23 protein-coding genes are annotated in these 24,537 nt (G+C 58.9%); 10 read left to right on the forward strand and 13 right to left on the reverse strand.

What is annotated here, in order from left to right:
• Window positions 1-61 precede the first annotated feature (61 nt).
• From HZB23_10860 to HZB23_10900, 9 genes are all read right to left on the reverse strand, one after another.
• Window positions 62-1,513, reverse strand: coding sequence for a catalase (locus tag HZB23_10860; protein MBI5845155.1), 1,452 nt, complete (start codon window positions 1,511-1,513; stop codon window positions 62-64).
• An 18-nt stretch (window positions 1,514-1,531) separates the two neighbouring features.
• Window positions 1,532-1,990 carry a transcriptional repressor gene (locus HZB23_10865; GenBank protein MBI5845156.1) on the reverse strand — a complete coding sequence of 153 codons (459 nt, stop codon included), beginning with the start codon at window positions 1,988-1,990 and terminating at the stop codon, window positions 1,532-1,534.
• Window positions 1,991-2,160: 170 nt separating this feature from the next.
• Window positions 2,161-3,348 carry an acyl-CoA/acyl-ACP dehydrogenase gene (locus HZB23_10870; protein ID MBI5845157.1) on the reverse strand — a complete coding sequence of 396 codons (1,188 nt, stop codon included), beginning with the start codon at window positions 3,346-3,348 and terminating at the stop codon, window positions 2,161-2,163.
• 194 nt (window positions 3,349-3,542) lie between these two features.
• Window positions 3,543-4,931, reverse strand: coding sequence for an acyl-CoA/acyl-ACP dehydrogenase (locus HZB23_10875; GenBank protein ID MBI5845158.1), 1,389 nt, complete (start codon window positions 4,929-4,931; stop codon window positions 3,543-3,545).
• 165 nt (window positions 4,932-5,096) lie between these two features.
• Window positions 5,097-6,041 (reverse strand): ribose-phosphate pyrophosphokinase, encoded by a 945-nt coding sequence (locus HZB23_10880; protein ID MBI5845159.1) that lies wholly within the window; start codon window positions 6,039-6,041, stop codon window positions 5,097-5,099.
• A gap of 172 nt (window positions 6,042-6,213) precedes the next feature.
• The gene (gene lsrF / locus HZB23_10885) at window positions 6,214-7,026 is read right to left on the reverse strand and encodes a 3-hydroxy-5-phosphonooxypentane-2,4-dione thiolase (GenBank protein MBI5845160.1); all 813 of its coding nucleotides are present in this window, start codon (window positions 7,024-7,026) and stop codon (window positions 6,214-6,216) included.
• A 267-nt stretch (window positions 7,027-7,293) separates the two neighbouring features.
• Window positions 7,294-7,815 carry an adenine phosphoribosyltransferase gene (locus HZB23_10890; protein ID MBI5845161.1) on the reverse strand — a complete coding sequence of 174 codons (522 nt, stop codon included), beginning with the start codon at window positions 7,813-7,815 and terminating at the stop codon, window positions 7,294-7,296.
• A 46-nt stretch (window positions 7,816-7,861) separates the two neighbouring features.
• A complete protein-coding gene (gene mtnP, locus HZB23_10895) occupies window positions 7,862-8,608 on the reverse strand; it encodes an S-methyl-5'-thioadenosine phosphorylase (protein MBI5845162.1) in 747 nt (248 codons plus the stop codon).
• A gap of 175 nt (window positions 8,609-8,783) precedes the next feature.
• Window positions 8,784-9,950 (reverse strand): methionine adenosyltransferase, encoded by a 1,167-nt coding sequence (locus tag HZB23_10900; GenBank protein ID MBI5845163.1) that lies wholly within the window; start codon window positions 9,948-9,950, stop codon window positions 8,784-8,786.
• A 410-nt stretch (window positions 9,951-10,360) separates the two neighbouring features.
• Here HZB23_10900 and HZB23_10905 point away from each other — a divergent pair, with 410 nt between their 5' ends.
• On the forward strand, window positions 10,361-11,161 hold the full coding sequence (locus HZB23_10905) for an SDR family oxidoreductase (GenBank protein ID MBI5845164.1): 801 nt from the start codon (window positions 10,361-10,363) through the stop codon (window positions 11,159-11,161).
• 150 nt (window positions 11,162-11,311) lie between these two features.
• Here HZB23_10905 and HZB23_10910 read toward each other — a convergent pair whose 3' ends face one another.
• Entirely contained in the window at window positions 11,312-12,022 is a 711-nt protein-coding gene (locus tag HZB23_10910; protein MBI5845165.1) for an isoprenylcysteine carboxylmethyltransferase family protein, read from the reverse strand.
• Window positions 12,023-12,262: 240 nt separating this feature from the next.
• Between HZB23_10910 and HZB23_10915 the strand changes: the two genes are divergently transcribed.
• From HZB23_10915 to HZB23_10955, 9 genes are all read left to right on the forward strand, one after another.
• Window positions 12,263-13,426, forward strand: a complete 1,164-nt coding sequence (locus tag HZB23_10915; protein ID MBI5845166.1) for an LL-diaminopimelate aminotransferase — start codon at window positions 12,263-12,265, stop codon at window positions 13,424-13,426.
• Window positions 13,427-13,801: 375 nt separating this feature from the next.
• On the forward strand, window positions 13,802-14,308 hold the full coding sequence (locus HZB23_10920; protein MBI5845167.1) for a cytidine/deoxycytidylate deaminase family protein: 507 nt from the start codon (window positions 13,802-13,804) through the stop codon (window positions 14,306-14,308).
• The gene (gene nrdR, locus HZB23_10925; GenBank protein ID MBI5845168.1) at window positions 14,305-14,766 is read left to right on the forward strand and encodes a transcriptional repressor NrdR; all 462 of its coding nucleotides are present in this window, start codon (window positions 14,305-14,307) and stop codon (window positions 14,764-14,766) included. The genes HZB23_10920 and nrdR overlap by 4 nt, the downstream gene beginning before the upstream one ends.
• A 60-nt stretch (window positions 14,767-14,826) precedes the next feature.
• Window positions 14,827-15,921, forward strand: a complete 1,095-nt coding sequence (ribD, locus tag HZB23_10930; protein ID MBI5845169.1) for a bifunctional diaminohydroxyphosphoribosylaminopyrimidine deaminase/5-amino-6-(5-phosphoribosylamino)uracil reductase RibD — start codon at window positions 14,827-14,829, stop codon at window positions 15,919-15,921.
• Between the two features lie 17 nt (window positions 15,922-15,938).
• Window positions 15,939-16,583 carry a riboflavin synthase gene (locus HZB23_10935; GenBank protein MBI5845170.1) on the forward strand — a complete coding sequence of 215 codons (645 nt, stop codon included), beginning with the start codon at window positions 15,939-15,941 and terminating at the stop codon, window positions 16,581-16,583.
• A 164-nt stretch (window positions 16,584-16,747) separates the two neighbouring features.
• A complete protein-coding gene (locus HZB23_10940; protein MBI5845171.1) occupies window positions 16,748-17,959 on the forward strand; it encodes a bifunctional 3,4-dihydroxy-2-butanone-4-phosphate synthase/GTP cyclohydrolase II in 1,212 nt (403 codons plus the stop codon).
• A gap of 183 nt (window positions 17,960-18,142) precedes the next feature.
• Complete coding sequence (locus tag HZB23_10945; protein MBI5845172.1) at window positions 18,143-18,625, forward strand: 6,7-dimethyl-8-ribityllumazine synthase; 483 nt, start codon at window positions 18,143-18,145, stop codon at window positions 18,623-18,625.
• On the forward strand, window positions 18,622-19,050 hold the full coding sequence (nusB, locus tag HZB23_10950) for a transcription antitermination factor NusB (GenBank protein MBI5845173.1): 429 nt from the start codon (window positions 18,622-18,624) through the stop codon (window positions 19,048-19,050). The genes HZB23_10945 and nusB overlap by 4 nt, the downstream gene beginning before the upstream one ends.
• A gap of 127 nt (window positions 19,051-19,177) precedes the next feature.
• Entirely contained in the window at window positions 19,178-20,575 is a 1,398-nt protein-coding gene (locus tag HZB23_10955) for an FAD-dependent oxidoreductase (GenBank protein ID MBI5845174.1), read from the forward strand.
• Here HZB23_10955 and HZB23_10960 read toward each other — a convergent pair.
• The 3 genes from HZB23_10960 to HZB23_10970 are packed head-to-tail and all read right to left on the reverse strand — an operon-like array spanning window position 20,568 to window position 24,347.
• Entirely contained in the window at window positions 20,568-21,320 is a 753-nt protein-coding gene (locus HZB23_10960) for a hypothetical protein (GenBank protein ID MBI5845175.1), read from the reverse strand. The genes HZB23_10955 and HZB23_10960 overlap by 8 nt on opposite strands.
• A gap of 15 nt (window positions 21,321-21,335) precedes the next feature.
• Window positions 21,336-22,721 carry an NAD(P)/FAD-dependent oxidoreductase gene (locus tag HZB23_10965; protein ID MBI5845176.1) on the reverse strand — a complete coding sequence of 462 codons (1,386 nt, stop codon included), beginning with the start codon at window positions 22,719-22,721 and terminating at the stop codon, window positions 21,336-21,338.
• Window positions 22,722-22,772: 51 nt separating this feature from the next.
• Window positions 22,773-24,347, reverse strand: a complete 1,575-nt coding sequence (locus HZB23_10970) for a GMC family oxidoreductase (GenBank protein MBI5845177.1) — start codon at window positions 24,345-24,347, stop codon at window positions 22,773-22,775.
• Window positions 24,348-24,537 lie beyond the last annotated feature (190 nt).

The following is a 24,537-nucleotide window of genomic DNA, read 5'->3' on the forward strand; positions in this document are numbered from 1 at the left end:
TTTGCTGCTCCAGGCCTCTTTTTTTAATGAATAGCAATGAAACGAAGAAACCGGAAACTGGCTATTTCGGGACCTCGTCCATGCTTATGCCAAGGGCGTTGGCGACCCCGATTCCATAGGCCGGGTCGGCCTTATGGCAGTTTCCGATATGGCGCACCTTTATCTCCTTGGGCGCGTCGCCAAGGGCGCGGGCGGTGTTCTCGAACAGCACCTTTTGCTGAGATTTGCTCATGAGCCGGAAGAGCTTTCCGGGCTGGGAATAGTAGTCGTCGTCCACCCGGTGGTTCCAGTGGTCGGCGGCCCCTTCCAAGGAAAGGGGCGGCTCGGAGAAATCCGGCTGCTCCCGCCATTCGCCGTAGCTGTTGGGCTCGTAGCCAAGGGTTGATCCGTGGTTGCCGTCCACCCTCATGGCCCCGTCCCGGTGGTAGCTGTGAAACGGGCAGCGGGCCTTGTTGACGGGGATAAGATGATGGTTGACGCCCAGGCGGTAGCGCTGGGCGTCGCCGTAGGAAAAAAGCCTTCCCTGGAGCATTTTGTCCGGCGAAAAGCCTATGCCCGGAACGATGTTGGCCGGGTTGAAGGCCGCCTGCTCCACTTCCGCGAAGTAGTTTTCAGGGTTGCGGTTAAGCTCCAGAACTCCCACCTCGATCAGGGGGTAATCCCCGTGGGGCCACACCTTGGTGAGGTCGAAGGGATTGTAGGGGCGGGTGGCGGCGTCCTTTTCGGGCATGACCTGGATGTGGAAGGTCCAGCGGGGAAAATCGCCCTTTTCGATGCTCTCGTAAAGGTCGCGCTGGTGGCTTTCGCGGTCTTTGCCCACAAGGGCCTCTGCTTCCTCGTCGGTCAGGTTTTTTATCCCCTGCTGGGTTTTCAGGTGGAACTTGACCCAGTATCTTTCGTTTGCGGCGTTTATCATGCTGAAGGTGTGGCTTCCGAAGCCGTGCATGTGCCGGTAGGTGGCGGGAATTCCACGGTCGCTCATCACGATGGTGACCTGGTGCAGGGCTTCGGTAAGCGATGTCCAGAAATCCCAATTGTTTTTGGCGCTTCTCATGTTGGTGCGCGGGTCGCGCTTGATGGCGTGATTGAGGTCGGGGAATTTTAACGGGTCGCGCAGAAAAAAGACCGGCGTGTTGTTGCCAACGAGGTCCCAGTTGCCCTCTTCGGTGTAAAACTTCATGGCGAAACCCCGGATGTCGCGCTCCGCGTCAGCCGCGCCCCGCTCGCCCGCCACCGTGGAAAAGCGCAGGAAGCACTCGGTTTTCTTGCCGATTTCAGAAAAGATTTTCGCCCTGGTGTAGCGGGTGATGTCGTGGGTTACCGTGAAATGCCCATACGCGCCCGAACCCTTGGCGTGCATTCTTCTTTCCGGGATCACCTCCCGGTCAAAGCTGGCGAGCTTTTCCAGGAACCACACGTCCTGAAGGAGCATGGGGCCGCGCGGCCCGGCTGTCAAAACATTCTGGTTGTCCAGTACGGGAGCGCCTGCGTTGGTGGTGAGCTTTTTCTTCATGATGACTCCTTTCAGGGGTTAGGGTTTTTTGTTTGTCTTTTCGCAATTGGCGCAAATCCCGATTACTTCAACCCGGGTTTTTTCAATTGTTCCAAGGGCCTTAACCGAGTCCGGGATTTTGAGGCCGTCAAGCTCCCGGCTGTAGAAATCCCGCGTCATGCTGCATTTGTCGCATACGAAATGATGATGGGCCGCCGTGTTGGCGTCGAAGCGTATCCTTTCATGAGGATGGTTCAGGGTGTCTATCAGCTTCAAGTCAACGAGAAGCCACAGCGTGCGGTAGACCGTATCCAGGCTGATTACGGGAACCCGCTCCCTTACGGCCTTGAAGACCGTTTCCGCGTCCGGGTGGTCGATGGATTTGGCCACTTCCCGGAAAACTTCCAGGCGCTGATGAGTGAGCTTGATTCCGGCCTTCCGAAGTCCGTTTCTGAACATTTCAAGGCGTGCATTGAATGTTTCCGCATCAGGCTCCATTACGAACTCTTCCTGCTTGAGTTTGATTTGTAGATAAGAATTATTCCTATTTAGCGGGGCTTGTCAAGTAAAAGTTCCGCAAGGTTTCCATGTTCCATAAAAAGCAGACGGCGGCGGGCTTTTCGGGCCGCGCCGCCATTTGACGGGGGTAAGGAAGCTAAATGGAAGGGCTACAAGGCTGCCATTGCGTGAAGCGCCAAATCCTCATTGATCCCGTGCTCGATCATGCCGATTCGGGCGTCGCGCCAGATTTTTTCCGCCGGGAACTCCTTGGTGAGCCCGTAGCCGCCGAAAATCTGGATGGCCTCGCTTGCCACGAGTGTTGCGGTTTCAGCGGCCAGGCACTTTGCGGCGGCCCCGAACACGGCAGGAGCCGGGGAGGCCGAATTGGCCTGATACATTGCAGTGCGCCTTATTGAGGCCCTTGCGGCTTCCAGGTTTTTCAGCATGTTGAAGAACTGGAGCTGGATGTTCTTGTGAAAGTAGATGGGCTGGCCTCCCTGAATGCGGCCCTTGGCGTATTTGGCGGCTTCTTCCCACGCTCCCATTGCGGCCCCGGTGTAGACCGCTGAAACGAATCGGATTTCCCCGCTTGCCCGTTTCCGCCTCGCCTCTTCCATCTCCTTTTGGCCCATTACGGCGCAAAGGCCCTTGGGGATTTTCACGTCTTTGAGTCTTATTCCCGCCTGATTCAGGGTCCGCTGGCCCGGCCTTTTCCGCGAAGGCCCCACCGTCACGCCTTTTTCGCCAAGGGGAACAACGCAGAAGCCCCTTCCATCCTGGCCGTCCTGTTCCCTCACCGTCACCGCGAAAACCGCGTGGGTGGCTATTGCGCCGTTGGTGACCTTGGGCTCCCCGCCATTAAGCACCCAGCCCGCGCCCTTTTGCTCCGCCGTTATTCCCGTTTCCGCGTCCGGGTCGTCAAGGCCGCATGTGGCGGAAAGAGCCCCGATCATGGCGCAGTCGCGGTCGGCGCAGTACGCGCCCGCCAGCTTGTCAGCAGCCGGAGTCTTGAAAAGGGCCATGCACTTAAACGCGGCGTCGCTGGCGTTGAGCGAGAGGGCAAGTCCGATGTCGGCGGCTCCAAGGCGCTCGGCCAGAAGAATCGATGCCAGCCAGTCAGGCTCCCCCATTCCGCCAAGGGCTTCGGGGATTCCGTTCAAGTGCAGATCGAGCTTTCTGTAGCCCTTCCAGACCTCCCAGAAAACCGACTCCTTTTTAAAGATGTCCGCCACACCGTCCAGGCTGTCCAGCTCGATTCCGGCGGGCCGCATGATCTTCGCCGCGAACCTCGCAACCTCCTTCAGCATGGCCTTTGTTTCCTGACTTCCGATCACGTCCATATCGAAAAGGGACATGTTGCGCCTCCTGTCGTGCTTGTATCTGATTGGGACTTTTTCCTGCTTTGTTTAACAGTCGTAATATGCGGGCTGGGTAAAAACGATGAAGTGCAAGGAAGAGTGAAGCGGGCGGGGAGGAATAGTACTTGTCGTACATGACGACCCGCCCGCTTTGCTCTGACACAGCAATTCGCGTTTTTACACAGTCCGCCTCAAAGGCCCTCGCAGGAGGCCATGGCCAGCGCATCGTTCACCCCATCTTCTATGGTGGAGGCCCTGGCGTCCCGGAGCATCTTCTCGATGGGGCAGTCCGGATTGAGGGCCTCCTCGCCGAATATCTGCATGGCGTCGTCAGCCACGGAGCAGGCTGTCTCGGTGGCTGTGATCTTGGACAGGACCCCGTATTTGCCCCACTCCATGAGGGCGTTGTGCCTGTCCGGGTTGGTGAGGGACATGGAGAATTTGCGAACCGCCTCGCTTTTTTCGTAGGCGCACAGGTATCCGTTGATGGCGTTGCCAAGGGCCCAGAAGGTGGCCTTGCTGGAAAGGCTCGTCCCCACGGGAAAACCCGAAAGCATCGAGAAGAAGTGGTTGGCCACCTTGCGGGCCAGAAGGCGCGCCGCCTCCACTTTTGCGAACATGCGGAAGAGCTTGATCTTGATGTCCTTTCTCTCGTACAAAAACTCGCCGTTTCGCTGGGTGTTGCGTGCATGATTGAGGGCCAGATCAAAGGACGCCTGGGCCTGGCTTGCGAAGGTGGCCCCCATGCTGGAGTTGGCAAGCCCAAGGATGGCGTGACCCAAAAGGTTGGCCCCGAAAAAGCCGGGGACCGAGATCAGCATGTACTTTTTGTGGACCGCTACGTTGTCGAAGATGATTTCGCCCTGGTTGAGGGCGCGCTGGCCCACCTTGTTCAGGGCCGCGCCCCGGCTGACTCCCGGAAGGTCCAGTGGGCAGAGGGCGATGCCGCTTCCGTGGACCCCAAGGCTGGAATCCAGGCCCACATGCAGAACAGCGTGGGTGGCGATGGTGCCGTTACTGACCCAGGCGCTTTTCCAGCCGTTCACTATGTATTCGTCGCCTTTCAGAACCGCCGTGAGTCCGGGAGCGAGCTTGGGGTTGCATCCCTCCCGGCTTGTTCCCATCACCCAGTCCGTGCCGTGGTCGGGTTCCGTGATGGCCCAGCAGCCGATCATCTCGCTTTTTTTGTCCCGAACGTATTCCTGGCTCCAGTTGCGCACGCCTTTATCCGCCGATAAGATGGACAGGGCAAAGGGCATGCCGGAGACAAGCAGGCTCACCGCAAGGCCGCCGTCGGCGTAGCCCATCTGCTCGTTCACCAGGGGCACGGCCAGCGGGGGTAGGTCGCCCATGGTTCCGCCGTAGGCCGCAGGAATCATGGCCTTATGAAGTCCGCGCTCCCGAAAGCCCCGGAAAACGTCCCACAACACCGAGTTTTTAGCTATCACGTCCTTGGGGTCCCGCAGGCGGTCCAAGGCTATGCCAGCCGGGCGCACCACGTCGCGTCCGAACTCGGCGGCGCTTTCCTGCAAGGCTTTCAGTCTTCCCGTTATCTTGGAGTCAAGCTCAAGGGTGGCCAAGGTGTCCCTCCTTTGGAAATGGGCGAGGAGCAAGGTGCAAGGCTTTTCCCTGGGAGCGCGGGCGTCCCGCCCGCTTTTGCCGTCCAATGCGGGCGGGACGCCCGCGCTCCCAGGATAAACTCCTGATGATTGTTTTCTGGCGATCTTAAATGAGGCCCAGGAGCGTCATACAAATAAGGAGCTGACCGAATCCCCCGCATGGCTTCTTATGATGGCCTCGGCAACAAGGGGCGCGATGGACAGCACCCGGATTTTTTCGAGTTTTTCCGCCTCCGGCCCAAGGGGGATGGTATCGGTAACAACAAAGGATGCGATGCTGGACTCCCTGATCCTCGAAACCGCAGGCCCCGAAAGCACGGGGTGGGACACATAGGCGTGTACGCTTGTGGCTCCCCGGTCCGTAAGGGCGCGGGCCGCTTCGCAAAGGGTTCCGGCGGTGTCGGCCATATCGTCCAGGATGACGGCGGTCTTGCCCTTCACTTCGCCTATCACGTTCATGGCCTGGGCCTGGTTGGGGGCGCTCCGGCGCTTGTCGATCATGGCGAGGTCCGCGTCCAGGCGCTTGGCAAAGGCTCGGGCCCGCTCGGCTCCGCCCGCGTCCGGCGAGACTATCACCACCTTTTCGTTGTCAAAGCGGGTGCGCATGTCGGAGATCAGCACCGGGGCCGCGAAAAGGTTATCCACCGGCACGTTGAAAAAGCCCTGAATCTGGCCCGCGTGCAGGTCCATGGTGATTATGCGCCCGGCCCCCGCCATTATAAGCATGTCCGCAACGAGCCTTGCGCTTATGGGCACCCTGGGGGTCACCTTCTTGTCCTGGCGGGCGTAGCCGTAGTAGGGGATGACGGCGGTGATCCTCTTGGCGGATGAGCGTTTCAGCCCGTCCAGCATGAGGAGCAGTTCCATCAGGTTGTCGTTGGTGGGGGGGCAGGTGCTCTGGACCACGAACACGTCTTTTCCCCGCACGTTTTCCTGGATTTCCACGCGGGTTTCGCCGTCGGAAAACTTCTGGGCCATGGACTGGCCAAGGGGAAGTTTGAGGTACTGGCAGATTTTCCCGGCAAGAACCGGTGTGGCGTTTCCCGAAAATAATGCAAGGTCGTTAAGCATGGGGGCCATCCTTTTGAGATGAGTTGTCCGGTTTCGGGAACCGGCGAAGGATTCAATGGGGGAAAGGCCCCCGTCCCGGCCCCTCCGGGGGAGGGTGGATGAGCCGGGCGGGGGTTTGGCTGCCATTAATTTCAACGTGCGAAAAACCCGGAACCGGGCGGTTTCGGCAGTGCTACTTTTTCTTCGTCTTTTTCGGAGCGCCGCCCTGGGTTTCGGCCTTGAATATCTTCATGGCGTCCGCCGGAGTCGCCTTTTCGTGGACGATGGCGAAAAGGGCCTTCATCATGGCCACGGGGTGCTCGTGCTGCCAGATGTTGCGGCCAAGGTTGACGCCCTTGGCTCCCTTGGTCATGCCGTCGTGCACGAAATTGAAGACGCCCTGGTCTTCCACCTTGGGCCCGCCAGCCATGATGACCGGAACCGGGCAGCCGTAGGACACCTTCTCGAAATTCTCGCACCAGTAGGTTTTCACCACCCGCGCCCCAAGCTCGGCTGCAATGCGGCAGCACAGGCCCAGGTAGCGGGAGTCGCGCTTTTCAAGCTCCTTGCCCACCGCCGTCACCGCCATGACCGGGATTCCGTAGCGCTCGCACTCGCTCACCAGTTTCGCAAGGTTCATAAGGCTCTGGCGCTCGTAATCGGTGCCCACGAAGACGGAAACGCCCACAGCCGAGGCGTTCACGCGGATCACCTCCTCGATGCTGGTGAAGATGTCCTCGTCCGCAAGGTCGTGGCCGATAACCGAGCTTCCGCCCGAAACCCGCAGGATTATGGGCACTTTAAGCGCGGGATCGATGGCGTTGCGTAAAACGCCGCGCGTGACGAAAAGCCCGTCCGCCCACTGGGTGAGGGGCGCTATGGTGTCGCCTGGCCGCTCCAGCTTTCTCGTGGGTCCCTGGAAATATCCGTGGTCAATGGGTAAAAACATGCAGTTGCCGTCTTCCCGGAAAAGCCGGGACATTCTGTTACTCATACCCCAATCCATATAGCCTCCATTGCGCCCGTCTAAAAACGCGAATTGCTGTGTCAGGCATCACAGAAAAGTCAGTCACGTACGAACATTCTGATTCAGCCCAAGAACTCTGTGATTTCTTGGGCGGGTACGCTCCTTCCTTTTCTGTTCGCCAACCTTAGCACTTCATCGCCAAAGTTCAAATTGATAGACAGGCTTCGATCCCGCTAACTTCGACGGGTTGAAATTTGTTTGATATCAAGAGTTCATGGCAAGCTGGCAAACGGCTTAACCGTTGCATTAATCGCCCTCAAAGGAGCACAGTGAGAACACCTTCTGGTCCGGGATGCGCTCACGGCCCTTCAAGTCGGGAAGCTCCACCACGAAGGCGCATTCCAGAATGTTGCCGCCCAGTTGCTGAACAAGCTGAACCGCTGCGGAGATGGTGCCGCCGGTGGCGATGAGATCGTCCACGATCAGGACTTTTTCGCCGGAGCTGATGGCGTCCGAGTGCATTTCCACGGTGTCCTTGCCGTATTCCAGGGAATAACTGGCGCTTATGGTGGTAAAGGGGAGTTTGCCCTTTTTGCGGACAGGAACGAAACCCACCCCCATGCGATAGGCCAGGGCCGAGCCGAATATGAAGCCGCGCGCGTCGATGCCCGCGATTTTATCGAGGGCGGTGTCCTTGTAGCGGGCGTAGAAAAGGTCGATTGCCACCCGAAAGGCAACGGGGTCCTGCAAAATGGTGGTTATGTCCCGGAACATGACGCCCTCTATGGGCCAGTTGGGCACCGTTCTTATAACCTTGGTCAAGTCCATTATAGCTCCTCTTCCGAAATGGTCTTCGGGGTTGTTCGGGGCTGTCTCAGGCGATTTTGGCCGCGACGTTTATGAGTATTCGCTTCACGTTGTCGGCGTTCTTGTGGAAGACCGCCAGGATGTCGTCCCAGGTCACGGGCTCCTCGTCGGTTTTCCAGCAGTCGTAGTCCGTGCTCATGGCTATGGCCGCGTAGGGAATGCCTATTTCGTTCGCCAGAATCGCCTCCGGGGCCACGCTCATGTTTATGATGTCGCCGCCGATTATTCTGAACATGTGGGATTCGGCGCGGGTGGAGAACCGAGGGCCTTCTATGGTTATCATGGTGCCCCTGTCGTGGATTTTGAGACCAAGATCGCGGGCGGTCTCCACCAGGGCGCGGCGGAGCCCGGCGTCGAAGGGGTCTGCCATGGCGGTGTGTTTCGCGCCGTTTTCAAAGGACTCGAAAAAGGTGGAAACCCGGTGCTTGGTGAAATCTATGAACTGGTCCGGGGTCACGAAATCGCCCCTGCCGATTTCCTCCCGAAGGCTCCCGCAGGCGGTGGTGGCGATTATGTGGGTCGCCCCCACGGCTTTTAAGGCGTAGATATTGGCCCTGTAGTTGACCTTCGTGGGCGAGATGGTGTGGCCCCTGCCATGCCTTGACAGAATGGCCGCGTCCACGCCGCTTATCTTGCCCTGGGTTATTACGGATGAGGGCGGACCGTAGGGGGTTTCCACCGCCACGGTCTGGCCGCCTTCAAGGAGCTGCGGGTCGTCCAGGCCCGACCCTCCTATGATTCCGAGTTTCACCATATGGTTTCACCTTTCGCTTTAGGGTTCGTGAATCCGAAAAAAGAAACGCCGCGCCTTTGTAAGTTTTCGTCATCTTGTGAAAGGGGAGTTTTCACCCTGACAATATTAGATGATGATTTGCGTGTCGAGACTTTTTCCGGTTCACCAGCCCCTTATCCGTTCTCAAGCCAGGCGGTCAGACACCTGCGGCCTTGCGGATTTCCTCGGCCTTGTCCGTCCTCTCCCAGGTGAAATCCGGGTTGTTCCGTCCGAAATGCCCGTATGCGGCTGTTTTCTGGTAAATGGGCCGCAGAAGGTCCAACTGGCTGATGATGGCGGCGGGCCGAAGATCGAAGACCGTGGTCACGATCTCCCGAAGGCGCTCGGAATTGACCATGCCCGTGCCCTTGGTGTCCACGAGGATGGAGACCGGGTGCGGCACGCCGATGGCGTAGGCTATCTGGACCTCGCATTTTTTGGCGAGCCCGGAGGCCACGATGTTCTTTGCGATGTACCGGCCCATGTAGGAGGCTGAGCGGTCCACCTTGGAGGGGTCCTTGCCCGAAAAGGCCCCGCCGCCGTGGGAGCCCTGGCCGCCGTAGGTGTCCACGATGATCTTGCGGCCCGTTACCCCGCAGTCCCCCATGGGGCCGCCCACAACGAAACGCCCGGTGGGATTGATGAAATACTTGGTGTCGCCGTCTATCATGTGCTTTGGGATGGTCTTTTTGATGACCTCCTCGGTTATGGCCTCGCGGATTTCGCTTAGGGTCACGTCCGGCTTGTGCTGGGCCGAGACCACCACCGCGTCCACCCTTCGGGGAACGCCGTCCTGATATTCTATGGTCACCTGGCTCTTGCCGTGGGGGCGAAGAAAGTCTATGGCCCCGTTCTTGCGGATTTCAGCGAGCCTTCGGCAGATTTTATGGGCGTACATTATGGGCATGGGCATGAGCTCCGGGGTCTCGTCCGTGGCGTAGCCGAACATCAGGCCCTGGTCTCCCGCGCCCTGCTCCTTGTACTCGCTGGTGCCCTCGTCCACGCCCTGTGCTATATCCGGCGATTGGCGGTCAAGGCTCGTCACCACCGCGCAGGTGCGCCAGTCAAAGCCCATCTGGCTTGAGTCGTAGCCGATATCCCTTATGGTGCGCCTGACGATTTCCGGCATGTCCACGTAGCAGCTTGTGGTGATCTCGCCCGCTATGAAGGCAAGGCCCGTGGTGACAAGGGTTTCGCAGGCCACGCGGCCCTTCTTGTCCTGGGCCAGGATGGCGTCCAGAATTCCGTCCGAAATGGCGTCCGCCACTTTGTCCGGGTGTCCTTCTGTGACCGATTCGGAAGTGAAGAAATATTTTTCGCCCATGATACGCTTGCCTCCTTGAGATGGATTATGATTTTCGGGCTTGGATCGGATGGTTTGGTCGGCCCGGTTTTTTGGGTCGCCGGGTTCTCATGGCTGGCATTTGGCCCGAAAAAGGAGGGACCGTCGCCCGAACTTATAAGCCCGTCCACGTCCAAATGGCCGAACGGATAAGATCGGACTCGTCCAAACAGGTGCAAAAACGCCCGTTTTTTCCCAAATACGCACACATGAGCGCATTTTGTCCCTAAAATGTCCGAAAGTGGGTCAGAAATGGCCAGGTGCGCGGGCAGGTATTATCAGTGGTGAAAAGTAGTATGCAGTCTTGAAAAAGCATCTAACATGATTTTTTGACAAGTGTCAAAAAAGAAGCGATACTGGCCCAAAAATTTTCGAGGAGGAAGGCAATACCCATGTTCGACGATAAAGTTGTCGTGATTTCAGGAGGTTCGTCCGGCCTGGGGCTCGCCATGGCCCTTATTCTTCATAAAACGGGAGCGCGGCTGGCGCTTTTGGCCAGGAACGGCGCAAAACTCAGGAAGGCCAGGGACGAGATCGAACAGGCGAACCCTCAGGGCGCGCCGGTGGCGGTTTTCGAGTGCGACGTGGCGGACAGAGGCTCGGTGGACGGCGCGTTTGAAAGGATTACCAAGACCGTGGGACCGGTCGATTTTCTTGTAAATTCCGCCGGGGTGCTGAAGGAGGGCAGGTTCACGGATTTATCGCCTGAAACCTTCCGCCATGTAATGGACATCAACTACTTCGGCACCCTTCACGCCATGCAGGCAGTTTTACCTTCAATGCTGGAAAGAAAGAGCGGGGCGATTCTGAATATCTGCTCGGTGGCCGGGCGCATGGGGGTTTACGGCTACGCCGCCTACTGCTCGTCCAAGCACGCCATAACGGGACTTACGGATTCCGTGCGAAGCGAGCTTTGCGGAACCGGCGTGAGCCTTTCCATCGCCTATCCGCCGGAGTTCGTCTCCCCCATGACCGAGGAGCTTGAAACCTGCCGAACCCCGCAAAACCGGGCCATGGTCCAGACCATACCCGTGATGAGTGTGGAAAAAGTGGCTGAAATCATAGTAAAAGGCCTGGAAAGGGGCCAATACGAGATAATCCCCGGACTGCCCTCCAAGGCGGTTACCCGGTTCAACCAGTGGTTCCCGTCTCTCGCCTTCGCCGTGGCCCAAAGAAGGATGCGGAACCTGTAAAACTTTTGTAAGCAGGGCGATTGATAAGTCGCTTCTCTCCTGGGAGCGCGGGCGTCCCGCCCGCTGTAACAAGACAATGCGGGCGGGACGCCCGCGCTCCCAGAAAAATCGCTTTGCCGAAAATAGTTCATAGCCACGAAATTGAATGATTCAGGGCTTCCAGGGCCTAAGCCTCGGAATCCACATGGGCACGTTTTCCCGGTAGCGCCTCCACTGGTCCCCAAGCTCGGCTGCCGCTGTTTTTTCCTCCAGCCAGGCCCCTAGAAAAAGGTAGGCTGTGCCCAGAAGGGCGAACTGGAGGCGGGTTGAGGTCATAACCGGTCCGATCCACAGGAAAACCAGGGTTCCAAGGTACACAGGGTGGCGGCAATAAGCGTAAGGCCCGCGAATCATGAGTTTTTGTTCCGGCTTGGGCTCATTTTTCATGCGCCGGATTATGCTCCTCACCCCCAATACCTCCATGTAATCCAGCAAAAGCGACGAATAGAAGATGAAAAGCGACGAAAAAAGGAACACGAGGGTCAAAACCGCATACCAGACGCCGGAAAAACGCCAGATTTCGTTTTCAAGGGGACGCCAGAGAAAAATCATCGCCGTTTGGGTTAGGCCCGCCACGGTCACGTAAAAGAGCTTTGAAAAATCCGCCCCGAAGATTTTTGAAACGGCCCTTCGTGAAAAGCCCCGTGCCAGAAGGCTGTGAAGCCCGGCCCAGGCCAGAAAAAGCCCAGCGTTGAAGGCCGCGTCCCGCAATCCACCGGGGCCTGACTCCGTGAACTGGAGAAAATACATGAGGTAGAACTGGGGAAGGTGAAAAAGAAGCACCCCCCAGAGAACAAGGGCATAGCCTGTTGACGGGTTCATGATGATGTCGCCATGAAAGGTTAAGAGCGGCGGAGCCGGGGAGCCTGCCAAAGGTTCAGGCAATTCCCGGACTGTGAGATCAATCACTTTTTTCGATATGGCGGCGAGGATAAATGATTGTGTAATATCGGTCAAGCGCCCGTTTGAATTTCGGCCTGGTCGAAATTGGTTGCAGGCCGCCCGATTTCCTGGTTTATTCCGTAAGATAAATAACCCGCCAAGGAGGCTTTCAAATTGAATATGGACAGATTTCCACGCGCAGACCGCCTGACGGCCCTTCCGCCCTACCTTTTTGCCGAAATAGACCGCAAAAAAGCGGAGGTTAAGGCTCAAGGCGTTGACATCATTGACCTCGGAGTGGGAGACCCGGACCTTTCCACCCCGCCCCATATAGTCAAAGCCATGCAGGAGGCCGCAGCCGACGGCAAATATCACCATTACCCGTCATATTCGGGCATGAGGGCCTTCAACGACGCGGTGGCCCGCTACTACAAGCGCCGTCACGGGGTGGAACTCGACCCGGACCGCGAGGTGATCACCCTCATCGGCTCCAAGGAGGGCATAGCCCACCTGCCCCTGGCCTACATAAATCCCGGAGACCTCGCCATAACGCCGAGCCCGGCCTACCCGGTCTATCAGGTGGCCGTTGGTTTTTGCGGGGGCGAATGCCACACCATGAACCTTTTGGAGGAAAACGATTTTCTGCCCGACCTTGCGCACCTCCCGGCCCAGATTCTGGACCGCGCCAAGCTGATGTTTTTAAATTACCCCAATAACCCCACGGCGGCCACGGCGGACGGAGACTTCTTCAACAAGGTGGTGTCCATGGCCGACTATCACAACTTCATAGTGTGCCACGACGCGGCCTATTCCGAGCTTTATTTCGATAATGAAGCGCCCGTGAGCTTTTTGGAGACCAAGGGGGCCAAGGACGTGGGCATCGAGTTCGGAAGCCTTTCCAAGACCTACAACATGACCGGCTGGCGCATCGGCTACGCCGTGGGCAACGCAGACGCCATAGCGGCCCTTGGAAAGGTGAAGAGCAACATCGATTCGGGCGCTTTCGACGCCGTCCAGGCGGCGGGAATCGTTGCTCTCGATTCCGACCAGTCCTGCGTTGTGGAAAACCGGGCGATCTTCCAGAACCGCCGGGACGTCCTGCTTGCGGGCCTGACGAAGCTGGGCCTTTCGGCCAGAAAGCCCAAGGCCACCTTCTACGTGTGGATAAGGGTGCCGGAAGGAAAGACCTCGGCGGACTTTTCCACGCTCCTTCTCACCCAATGCGGCATAGTGACCACCCCCGGAAACGGCTTCGGCGCTCCGGGAGAAGGCTACATCAGGATGGCGCTCACGGTTCCCGCCGAGAGGATCGAGGAGGCGTTGGCCCGCATGGCCAAATTGTAGACGCCCGTCTAGAAACGCGAATCGCTGTGTCAGGCGGGTTCGGGCGGGTCGTCATGTACCTTGTGTACTATTCCTCCCCGCCCGAATCCGCCAACCTTAGCGCTTCATCGTTTTTATCCAGGCTTGATATTCTGACTTTTTCAACTGGCCGGGGAGGGGTGTCAAAAACATCCTTCCCCGGCCTTTTTGTTTCTTTTTCAGGGGGATTGGAGCCAAAATCGAAAAAAAGTCTTGATCGCTTGCTTACAATGCAAGATATAGTGGACCATGATGGGAAAACCGCCTCCGGTGGAAGACGATCCCCGGAGTGATGATTCCAAGGAGGGGCCGATTGCCATGAATGACGTTTGCGACGTCGAACGCTGCATGGGGGACATGCCCTCAGCCGAAACTCCCGGCGCGGAAACGCCGATACCGGACAACCGTCCGAGCTGGGAAGAATATTTCATGGAAATAGCCTCTCTTGTGGCCCGGCGCTCCACCTGCCGCAGGCGGGCCGTGGGGGCCATTCTGGTCAAGGACAAGCGCATCCTTACAACTGGCTACAACGGCGCGCCAATGGGGCTTGCCCACTGCCTGGAAATCGGCTGCCTGCGCGAAAAGCTGGGCGTGCCCTCCGGCGAGCGCCACGAGCTTTGCAGGGGCCTCCACGCCGAGCAGAACGCGGTGATCCAGGCGGCCCTGCACGGCGTCAGCATTCGGGGCGCGGACCTCTACTGCACCAACACCCCCTGCTCCATCTGCGCCAAAATGCTGATAAACGCCGGAATCAACAAGATATATTACGCGTCGGGCTACGCCGACGACCTCGGAAGGTCCATGCTGGATGAAGCCGGGATCGAACTCGTCCAAACCGCCCAACCGAAAGGGGCCAAGCCATGAAATGTCCGTATTGCGGAGAACAGGAAGACAAGGTCATCGATTCCCGTCCTGGCAAGGGCGGCGAGGCCATCAGGCGGCGGCGGGAGTGCATCGGCTGCGGCAAGCGCTTCACCAGCTACGAGACGGTGGAAAAGCCGGAGATCATGGTGATCAAAAAGGACGGCCGCCGGGAGGCCTTCAACGCCGAAAAGGTCCGCCAGGGCATGATAAGGGCCTGCGAAAAGCGCCCGGTGTCGGTGTCCGTGATCGATTCCTTCGTGGAAACCCTGATCCAGGAGCTTCTGGAGCGCGGGGAAAAGGAAATTCCCACCGCAGTTGTGGGCGAAAAGGTCATGGACAAACTCCGGGAGCTGGACGCCGTGGCCTACGTGCGCTTCGCCTCGGTTTACCGTGAATTCAAGGACGTGAACGACTTTTTCGCGGAGCTCAAAAAGATTCTGGACAAGCCCACGGCTTAGAAAAAATTTCCGTTTCCGATCGAAAGGGGGAGGGGCCTAACCGCCCCCCCCGATTTTTTTATGGCGACCGATAAGGATTACATGGCCCTGGCCTTAAGCCTTGCCGAAAAGGGCAGGGGAACCACATCGCCCAATCCCATGGTGGGGGCGGTGATCGTGAGGGACGGCCAAATCGTCGGGCAGGGCTGGCACGAGCGGGCGGGCGGCCCTCACGCGGAGGTTGCCGCAATAGCGGAGGCGGGCGAAAAATCACGCGGCGCGGATCTTTACGTGACCCTTGAGCCCTGCAACCACACCGGGCGCACCGGGCCGTGCTCCGAGGCCGTTCTCGCTACGGGTATAAAGCGGGTGGTGGCGGCCATGCATGACCCCAACCCGGTTGCGGTGGGGGGCCTGAAAAGGCTGGCAGCCGCCGGTGTAATCACCGAGTGCGGCATTATGGAGGCCGAGGCGAAAAGGCTCAACGAGGCCTTCATAACGTCCGTCACCAAAAACAGGCCCTTCGTGATTTTAAAGGCCGCCGCCACCCTGGACGGCCGAACCGCCACGAAAACCGGGGACTCCAAGTGGATAACGGGCGAGGAATCCCGCGCCCACGCCCACACAGTGCGCCGGGCCGTTGACGTGATACTGGCGGGAGTGGGGACGGTTCTTGCCGATGACCCCACCCTCACCGCAAGGGTCCCGAATCTTCCCGTCAAAAACCCGGTCCGTGCGATTCTGGACACGCATCTCAAAACCCCGGTGTCCTCGGCCCTGTTGCGCACAGCAATAGAATCGGCTATATGGATTTTTTGCGGGCCGGATCCGCCGGAAGATAAAAGGGCGGCCCTGGAAAAGGCGGGTGCAAAGGTCTTCCCCGTGGCCCTCAATTCCGCCGGACGGGTTGACGTAAGCGCTGTGATGACTATTTTTAACGGGCAACGTGTTCAAAGCGTCCTTATAGAGGGCGGGAGCCTCGTTCACGCGGCCTTTTTCCGAAACGGGCCGGTGGACAAGGTTCTGCTCTATTTCGCCCCAAAGATTCTGGGCGGCGCCGACGGAAGGCCGATATTCGCGGGCGAAGGCCCTGAAAAAATCGCGGATTGCAGGAATCTGCATGATGTCTCCGTCCACAGATTCGGACCGGACATCATGGTGGAAGGCTATTTTTAAAGCGGTGGTTACAGTAAATGTTTACTGGAATAATCGAGGCAGTCGGAACCATTCGGGAGTCGAGGGCCGGAAACGGCCTGAGGCTTACCGTGGAGTCCGGCTTTCCCCTTGACGGGGTCAAACTTGGGGACTCCATCGCGGTCTCCGGGGCCTGCCTCACCGTGGTCCGTTTGAGCGGAAACGTGTTCGACGCAGACGTTTCCCCCGAAACCTGCCGGGCAACGACTTTGGGCCAGGCAAGGCCGGGAAAAAGGGTGAACCTGGAGCGGGCGCTCACCTTTTCGGGCCGCTTAGACGGCCACCTTGTAACCGGCCACGTTGACGGAACCGGACGCCTGGAATCGGTGAAGCAGGACGGCAATTTCCTGTTCCTGGATTTTTCCGCGCCCAAAGAGCTTTGCCGCTACATGGTGGCAAAAGGGTCGATTGCCATTGACGGGGTCTCACTCACCATAAACACCGTAAGCGATTCGGGGTTTTCGGTGGCCATAATCCCCCATACGGCAAAACTGACCACTGTGGGAAGTCTCAGGGCCGGGGAGGCAGTGAACCTTGAGACCGACATAATAGCCAAGTACGTGGAAGCCTTCACCAAAAGGGCGATGGATCGCTCAGAAGGCGGGCTTTCGCGGGAGCTTCTGGCCCGAAAGGGGTTTTTGTAGGTTGGGTGGTTTCGGGCCGACAGGCGAGGGTTCACCCAACAATTGCCCAACGCCTCCGTCATGTTGGGTGAACCTGTGCATCGCGCAGAACCACCCAACCTACGGTTTTTTCATTCGGCTTTTGTCAGAGGGCCGATAAAGCAAGAAGTGGAAAGCTACTCAAAATGCCGAAAATTTCAATCGAACAGGCCATCAAGGACATCCGCGACGGTAAAATGGTGATCCTTGCCGACGACGAGGACCGGGAAAACGAAGGCGACCTCACAATGGCCGCCGAAAAGATCACCCCTGAGGCCATCAACTTCATGGCCAAATACGGGCGCGGCCTCATCTGCCTTTCCCTCACCCGCGAAAAGGCCGACTCCCTGGACCTGCGGCCCATGGTGCGCGACAACCAGTCCCCCTACCAGACGGGATTCACGGTTTCCATCGAGGCCCGGAACGGCGTCACCACGGGCATTTCAGCCGCCGACCGCGCAACCACCATTCTTACGGCTGTGGCCCCCAACGCCAAGCCCCGCGATCTGGTGCGGCCCGGCCACATCTTTCCCTTAAGGGCCAGAACGGGCGGCGTGATGGTTCGCGCCGGCCAGACCGAAGGCTCCATGGACCTTGCCCGCATGGCGGGCCTCATCCCCGCAGGCGTAATCTGCGAGATAATGGACGACGACGGCACCATGGCCCGTATGCCCTCCCTGGAGCGTTTTTCCCAGGAGCACGGAATAGGCATCTGCACCATAGCGGACATGATTGAGTACCGCATGAGGAAGGAATCCTTCGTGCGCAGGGCGGCGGAAGCCAAGATTCCCACCTGCCACGGCGGTGAGTTCCGCGCCATCGTCTACGAAAACGACGTTGACAACTTCCTGCACATAGCCCTCATAAAAGGCGATATAGACCCGGAAACGCCGACCCTTGTGCGGGTTCACTCCGAGTGCGTGACGGGCGACGTTTTCGGGTCGCTCCGCTGCGACTGCGGGGACCAGCTTCATAAGGCCATGCACCGCATAGGCGAGGAAGGCGGGGTGCTCCTCTACATCCACCAGGAGGGCCGGGGAATCGGGCTCGTCAACAAGATCAAGGCCTACGCGCTCCAGGAGCAGGGCCAGGACACCGTTGAAGCCAACGAGAGCCTGGGTTTCCCGCCGGACATGCGGAACTACGGCATAGGGGCGCAGATACTGGTTGACCTGGGCATCCGCAAGATGCGGATCATGACCAACAACCCGAAGAAAATGGTGGGCCTTGAAGGCTACGGCCTTTCCATCGTTGAACAGGTGCCCCTGGAAGTGGCCTCAAACGAGTACAACCAGGCCTACCTTGAGTGCAAGGCAACGAAAATGGGGCATACGATACACCCCGAAAACTATAAGTAGAGGGCAGGCTTCGCAAAATCGCGTGATGCTGCGTCAAGCATCGCCGGGCGCGGTGCGCACGTATCGCGATACGCTTACGCCCGCGCCCGGCTCGCTTTCCTTGCCTGACTCGATTTTTCAAAGCCTGCCGGGTGATAAATGTTTGCCCGGCGTAACCGGATTAAAAAATAAAGGAATATGGCCATGCCGCCGCGCGTAATTGAAGGAAACCTTTCGGCAGCCGGGAAACGGTTCGGCATAGTGGTGAGCCGTTTCAACGATTTCATCTCCGAACGCCTTCTGGGCGGGGCCATCGACGCCCTTGTGAGAAGCGGCGCGAAGGAGGAGGATATCACCATTGTAAGGGTTCCCGGAGCCTTCGAGATTCCCCTGGCAGCCGGAAAAATGGCCGCCATGAAGGGGCTTTCCGCCGTCATCTGCTTAGGCGCGGTGATTCGCGGCTCCACGCCGCATTTCGACTACGTGGCCGCCGAGGTCAGCAAGGGCGTGGCCCACGTGGGGCTTAACGCCGGAATCCCGGTGATCTTCGGGGTCCTCACCACCGACACCATAGAGCAGGCCGTGGAGCGCGCCGGAACCAAGGCGGGCAACAAGGGTTTCGATTCCGCCATGGCAGCTGTTGAAATGGCCAATCTCATGGCTGAAATGGGCCGGGTGAACGCTTGACCAGTCCAACCGGAAAAAGGCGCAAGGCGAGGGAGGAAGCCCTAAAGGCCCTGTTCTTCCTGGATTTCTCCCCCCTGCCCCCCTACGAGGCCATGACCCTTTACTGTTCCAATTTTGCTGCAGGGCAGGTGCCGGACGAGTTTTTCAAAGACATCGCCTACGGCGTGCTGGAAAACAAGGCGGGCATCGATGAGGCCATCGTTTCCCACAGCAAAAACTGGAAACTGGCCCGGATGAGCGCCGTTGACCGCAACGTGTTGCGCGTGGCGGTTTACGAGCTTCTGCACAGGCCGGATGTTCCGGGCCCCGTGGTGGTCAACGAGGCCGTGGAACTGGCTAAAATTTACGGATCGGAACTTTCGCCCGGTTTCGTGAACGGCATTCTGGATTCGATTTTGAACGGGCTGCATCCGAAGAAAAAATAGCTTGGAATTCCGGGAGCGCGGGCGCTTGCCCGCTTTCCCCTGCCTGTCCCTCCAAAAATTTGCTCATCCTTTCCTTCCTCGTGATATAATTTATAAAAAATTCCCGGACCATTCAAAGGGAGAGGCCATGAAGGAAATTCGGCTGGACGCGGCGGTGATAGGGGCGGGGACTGCGGGGCTTTTCGCCGCTTCCCGCATAGCCAGGAAAACCGAAAATTTCGCAATATTTGAAGGCGGAACAGAGGGCACCACCTGCGCCCGCGTGGGCTGTATGCCATCGAAAGCCGTGATCGCCCTTGCAAGGGCCTTTTGCGCGGGCTGCGCCAAAGACGCCCTGCCCGGATTTCCGGCAGCGAGCGGCCCGGCTGACACGGGGGCCGTGATGGAGCGGGTGCGAAAAATCCGCGACGGCCTGTATAAGTCCACCGCCGCCAACGCGCGGGCGCGTTTCGGGGCCAGGATTATCCCGGAGTCCGTGTTTTTCGCCGAACCCATGACGCTTGAGGCTGGAGGCATTCTTTACCGGTGCGACTCCATAGTGGTTGCCGCCGGTTCCACTCCCGCCGTTCCTCCCGGATGGAGCCTCGTGGACGGCAGGATCGTCACCACCGATACCTTTTTCGAGCTTCCGGCCCTTGGCCGAAGGGTGCTGGCAGTTGGCATGGGGCCGGTAGGCATAGAGCTTTCCCAGGCCATGGCGCGCCTTGGCCTCGATGTAACAATGGTGGAAATGACCGAGAGGGTGGCCGCCATCTCCGACCCGGACGTGGACAGGGCCTTCAAGGAAATCCTGTCCAGGACCCCCAATTTTTCCTTTCATCTGAAAACGGCGGTAAAGCTGGACGGAGTCGGCGAGGAAGGAGTCCGCGTGACCCTTACGGGCCGTTCAGCCGGGGCGGGCCGCAAGGATGTGTTTGACCTGGTTCTTCTGGCCTCCGGCAGACGCCCCAATGTGGACGGCCTGCGCCTGGAAAATTCGGGCCTTCTGTTGGATGACAGGGGCTTTGCCGTGGTTGACCCCAAAACCCTCAGGGCCGGGGGCCAAAGGGTCTTTTTTGCCGGGGACGTAAGCGGAATAAGGCCCTTTTACCACGATGCGGCGGACCAGGGAGTGCTGGCCGGGGAAAACGCCGTGGCCTTCCCTGGCGAGCTTGGCGTTCTGCCGGAAAAGGTGCCGCTGGCCATGGTGTTCACCTCGCCCAACGTGGCCATGGTGGGGAAGGCCTTCCACGAGCTGCCGAAGGATTCCTTTGTTGTTGGCGGGGCGGACGCCTCGAAATCCGGGCGGGCAATTGTGGAAGGCGGAGCGGCTGGGCGGATAAGCCTCTATTTCGGAAAATCCGGCGGAAAGCTTTTGGGCGCGCAGATGGCCATGCCGGACGGCGAGCATCTGGCCCATTACCTTTCGGTGATGATCGCCGCAAATTTTACGGTGGACGATGTGCTTAGGCTGCCCTTCTACCACCCCACCTACGAGGAGCTTGTGAAGGCCGCCGCCGAGGAGGCCAGAAGGGCGCTCAAATAAGATGGTTGGGGGAGGCCAGGCGCTCCGGGATGGCCAGGACGGCCCCGATTCCCATGAAAAGAAGCAGGATCAGAACCGTGGACGCAATTACCTGGGAGTAGAAGTTTTTGGGGCAGTCGCCTTTGTAAAGCTCTTTCATATGTCTGAAGACTATGGACTCCTCCCAGATTACAGTAAGCCCGCCGGTGAAAAGGAGCGCGATGATCACGTAGAGAAGCTTTACCGGCCAGTAGGCGGGCGGCTCCATGGCGTCACTTAACCCCAAAAACAAGAACGTTAAAATGTATAATACCAGAAAGACCAAAGCAAGTATTACAGGGTTTGCTTTTATTAGCGCTGAAAACCGCGAGTCACCGAGAAACATGGCGGCTCTCTTACTTGGGCGATAAGCCACGGGCGTGATTATCAGAAGCATAAAGATAAAAAACGGGCTCGGAACCGCCGCTCCTAGCGAAAACAGTAGGCCGAGAAGAGTGGTGAAAATATTGGCCAGGAGCATGGAGGAGAACGTCCTGCCGAAGGGCAGGGGCCTTACGAAAAGCGCGAACATGGCGCTTTTTGCCAGAATTCCGGCTATGAGGCCCCAAATCCCCGTGTAAGAGATTGCCGGCCCCGCGAAAAGATGAATGAGCGGGACAAGCGGCATGCAGGCCCATGCGTTTGCAGGAAGGAGAAGCAGGAAAGCCGCAGCCGCGAAAATCATACAGCCCGATTTTTTTCCAGGGCCGCCGAATCGACTCTCCATGTCCCCCCTCTTTCGTCAAAGCCTGATTTTATCAGCAAGGGCTATGCCGCTTGCCACCGCAAGCTCGGTTCCGATTCCTCGCGATCCCGCGTCCGCGCCCACCAGATAGAGCCCTAGAAGGGCGGTTTCGTGTTTCAGCCTTAGGCTTCCCACCTGGTCCGGGGTCTGGCCAAGGCCGATGGCCTCCCCTGCCGGGTGACGGGTGAGGGCCGTCACGTCCGAGCGGGTGGAGCGTGTCTCCCAGATGATCGAATCGGAAAAACCCGGGAACAGTCTCAACACGGTTTCGTGTACCTTGTCAAGTATGGCATTCCCCAGGGCCTTGGACGAGCGCGGGGGAGCGGCGGTTCCCGCTATCACGAGCTGTTTTCCCGGCGGGGCCAGGGACGGGTCGTGGTTGGAGGGAACCGGCATGAAGATGAAGGGGTCGTCCGGCACGCTCTTGTTTTGGATGTAGTCGAAGATGGTCACAGGGTCGCCCTTGGGCATGTAAAAAACCACGGGATAAGGGATGACGGGCCTGTCGAGGGCGTACTTTATGGTGACGTAGGCGTTGGAATAGCTCATTTTGGGTATGCGCCGGGCCGTCTCCTCCCCTATGGCCTCCCTGCCCGCCAGGTCCAGGGTCCGGGCCGCTCCGGCGTTTGAAATCACAACGTCCGCAGGAAAAAAGCCGCTTTCGGTTTTTACGCCCGCCACCATTCCGGCCCTTGAAACGATCTCCGTCGCGGTCTCCGAAAAAAGTATCCTGCCGCCGTAGAGTTCAAGGCTTTTCCTGAACGAATCGGGTATGGCCTGACAGCCGCCCATGGGGTAGCCGAAGTCCGCGTCTGCAAACATCCGGGAAAAGCAGTGGATGAACTCCCCGGCTGAGGCCTGCCGGTAGTCCAGGGCGAAATAGAGCTGGCACACGCAGTTGGCGAAGGCGTGGACCTCGCGGTCCTTCGTGTGGGCCTTCACGAAGTCGTAGAGGGTGACCCGGTCGTTTTCCCCGGCCAGATCGCCCGTAAGAAGGGCCCGTATGAAGCGCCAGGCTCCGGGGTAGTTAATAAGGCCGATCCGTAGTTTTTGGGCCACCTTCACCGTCTGCCAAAGGGGTTTCAAGTCCAGGGGAAAATCGAACTCGGCCCTGCCCATCACCCGTGCAGCCGGATTTTTGACGGACCACTTAAGCCCGCCCGATGTCCTTCCGGTCATCTCCCCGTGGGGGCCGCTTTTTCCCCTGGAGAACATGTGCACGCCGAAATCGCACTTGAAGCCGTCCCGCTCAAAGGCCATGGACCGGCCCCCTGCCACGGGCTGGGCTTCCAGGATCAGCACATCGGCCCCCTTCTGGGCAAGCAGGGCTCCGCAGGCCAGCCCGCCGAGGCCGGCACCTATTATCACTACTTTCCTGGCCATGATTTCCCCCCTTGAAATTAGAAATCAGACAGACGCAGTCCCGGCCCGCCGTCACTCCTCCCGGCCCGGTATGCGGGACATTGCAAGCTCCGACAGGGCGGCGATGGTGAGGCTTGGGTTGACCCCCACGTTGGCGGAGACCGCCGAGCCGTCCACAACGTACAGGCCGGGATGGCCGAACACCTCGTGATTTCTGGAGATCACGCCGTTTTCAGCCGAGGTCCCCATTGGGCAGCCGCCCAGGATGTGGGCCGTTGACGAGATGCCGCCCACGGACTCGGTAAGGACGTTCAAGGGCGTTCCGCCTGACGCCGCCGCAAAAGCGCGGGCCGCCTCGTTGGCCACCGGCAGGTAGCTTGGAGCCTCCCAGCCCTTTATGGCGCGGGATTGAAGACGCCTGGAAAAGGGCGGGAAGGGCGAGCGCCGAAAATCGAAGGCAAGGCGGTTGTCGGTGTCCTGCATCACTGTGAGAACGCTCATGCGCCCGCGCCAGTTTTTCGCCCTGAAGGATTCCGTGGCCGATACCGGATGAGAGAAAAGGGCGGCAAGGGCCTTTTTCGCACGGGTTTTCGGGTCGGCGTCGTCCACCAGGGGGCCGACGTAAAATTTCATGAAATTGTAGGCCGTGGGGAAGCGGTTCTGGGTGATGTGGGTGTGGGAATCCGGGTAAAAATCGCTGGTTATGGCGGTGCCTTTGGTGAGGTCGGCGTCCTTGTCGCGGGAAAGAATCCCCACTATGGCCTCGGAATTGGTGCGCACCAGCTTCCCCAGTCGGGGCGAGATGTTGGGAAGGCTTTTCAGGTCGTCCCGGCAGGAGAACAAAAGCCGCAGGCTTTCCACCACCCCGGCTGAGACTATCACGCGGTCGGCCTTGACCGGTGCCTTTTTAAGGCCGTTGACGCTTCGTGATTCCACCGCGTAGCCGCCCCCCGGAAGGGGCAGGACGTTCACGGCCCTGCGGTCGGGAAGAATTTTGGCCCCGAGGTTCTTGGCCAGATGAAGGTAGTTCTTGTCCAGGCTGTTCTTGGAGTTTTTGGCGCAGCCCGCCAGGCATTCGCCGCAGTATTCGCAGCCGGTGCGCGGGGGGCCCTTTCCATCGAAAAAAGGATCGGGTACGGTGGTTCCGGGGTTCCCGAAGTAGATGCCGTTTCTCACCGGACCGAAGGTCCCTTCGGCTCCCATGAGCCTTGCGGCTTTTTTCAGGTGCCCGTCCATGAGGTCCAGGCGCGGGTTCCTTGTCACCCCCAACATGCCTTCGGCTGTTTCGTAGTGGGGCGCGAGTTCCCCCTGCCAGTCCGGGGAAAGGTCCCGCCACGCCGGGTCGTTGAAAAAGGCCGCCTTGGGCCGCAGAAGCACCGCCGCGTAGACCAGGCTTCCGCCCCCCACCCCCACGCCCCCCACGATTATCACGTGCCGGAAAACGTGCTGCACGAAATAACCGCGCATCCCAAGGGGCGGCATCCACAGAAAGCGCTTCAGATTTCCTGCGGCGGCCTCCATGTCGGATGGCGTCACGTCCCGGCCCTGTTCCAGGACCGCCACCCTGTATCCCTTTTCGGACAGGCGCAGGGCTGAAACGCTTCCGCCGAAGCCGCTGCCGATTACCGCGTAATCGTAATGATCCATAAGGTTGTGATTTTCCTGTGAGTTGGCGAAAGGTTGGCTTTAGGCCATTGATTGACCGCCGGGTCGGCCTGAATTTGAAAAAGATGTTTCGGGATAACATCCCGTTCCGTCGGCTTTTTTGCAGGAAACCAAGGCCGGGATCGGGGGGAATGAAACCGTAATGCCGTGTGACTATATAGATGCCGAATTA

Source organism: Deltaproteobacteria bacterium (assembly GCA_016235345.1).
In the GTDB taxonomy this organism is placed as follows: domain Bacteria; phylum Desulfobacterota; class Desulfobacteria; order Desulfobacterales; family Desulfatibacillaceae; genus JACRLG01.

What these genes read in the sequence shown, in the direction of transcription:
- HZB23_10860 (MBI5845155.1), bottom strand. Translation starts at nt 1,513, where the DNA reads ATGAAGAAAAAGCTCACCACCAACGCAGGCGCTCCCGTACTGGACAAC.
- HZB23_10865 (MBI5845156.1), bottom strand. Translation starts at nt 1,990, where the DNA reads ATGGAGCCTGATGCGGAAACATTCAATGCACGCCTTGAAATGTTCAGA.
- HZB23_10870 (MBI5845157.1), bottom strand. Translation starts at nt 3,348, where the DNA reads ATGTCCCTTTTCGATATGGACGTGATCGGAAGTCAGGAAACAAAGGCC.
- HZB23_10880 (MBI5845159.1), bottom strand. Translation starts at nt 6,041, where the DNA reads ATGCTTAACGACCTTGCATTATTTTCGGGAAACGCCACACCGGTTCTT.
- lsrF (MBI5845160.1), bottom strand. Translation starts at nt 7,026, where the DNA reads ATGGATTGGGGTATGAGTAACAGAATGTCCCGGCTTTTCCGGGAAGAC.
- HZB23_10890 (MBI5845161.1), bottom strand. Translation starts at nt 7,815, where the DNA reads ATGGACTTGACCAAGGTTATAAGAACGGTGCCCAACTGGCCCATAGAG.
- mtnP (MBI5845162.1), bottom strand. Translation starts at nt 8,608, where the DNA reads ATGGTGAAACTCGGAATCATAGGAGGGTCGGGCCTGGACGACCCGCAG.
- HZB23_10900 (MBI5845163.1), bottom strand. Translation starts at nt 9,950, where the DNA reads ATGGGCGAAAAATATTTCTTCACTTCCGAATCGGTCACAGAAGGACAC.
- HZB23_10905 (MBI5845164.1), top strand. Translation starts at nt 10,361, where the DNA reads ATGTTCGACGATAAAGTTGTCGTGATTTCAGGAGGTTCGTCCGGCCTG.
- HZB23_10910 (MBI5845165.1), bottom strand. Translation starts at nt 12,022, where the DNA reads ATGAACCCGTCAACAGGCTATGCCCTTGTTCTCTGGGGGGTGCTTCTT.
- HZB23_10915 (MBI5845166.1), top strand. Translation starts at nt 12,263, where the DNA reads ATGGACAGATTTCCACGCGCAGACCGCCTGACGGCCCTTCCGCCCTAC.
- HZB23_10920 (MBI5845167.1), top strand. Translation starts at nt 13,802, where the DNA reads ATGCCCTCAGCCGAAACTCCCGGCGCGGAAACGCCGATACCGGACAAC.
- nrdR (MBI5845168.1), top strand. Translation starts at nt 14,305, where the DNA reads ATGAAATGTCCGTATTGCGGAGAACAGGAAGACAAGGTCATCGATTCC.
- ribD (MBI5845169.1), top strand. Translation starts at nt 14,827, where the DNA reads ATGGCGACCGATAAGGATTACATGGCCCTGGCCTTAAGCCTTGCCGAA.
- HZB23_10935 (MBI5845170.1), top strand. Translation starts at nt 15,939, where the DNA reads ATGTTTACTGGAATAATCGAGGCAGTCGGAACCATTCGGGAGTCGAGG.
- HZB23_10940 (MBI5845171.1), top strand. Translation starts at nt 16,748, where the DNA reads ATGCCGAAAATTTCAATCGAACAGGCCATCAAGGACATCCGCGACGGT.
- HZB23_10945 (MBI5845172.1), top strand. Translation starts at nt 18,143, where the DNA reads ATGCCGCCGCGCGTAATTGAAGGAAACCTTTCGGCAGCCGGGAAACGG.
- HZB23_10955 (MBI5845174.1), top strand. Translation starts at nt 19,178, where the DNA reads ATGAAGGAAATTCGGCTGGACGCGGCGGTGATAGGGGCGGGGACTGCG.
- HZB23_10960 (MBI5845175.1), bottom strand. Translation starts at nt 21,320, where the DNA reads ATGGAGAGTCGATTCGGCGGCCCTGGAAAAAAATCGGGCTGTATGATT.
- HZB23_10965 (MBI5845176.1), bottom strand. Translation starts at nt 22,721, where the DNA reads ATGGCCAGGAAAGTAGTGATAATAGGTGCCGGCCTCGGCGGGCTGGCC.
- HZB23_10970 (MBI5845177.1), bottom strand. Translation starts at nt 24,347, where the DNA reads ATGGATCATTACGATTACGCGGTAATCGGCAGCGGCTTCGGCGGAAGC.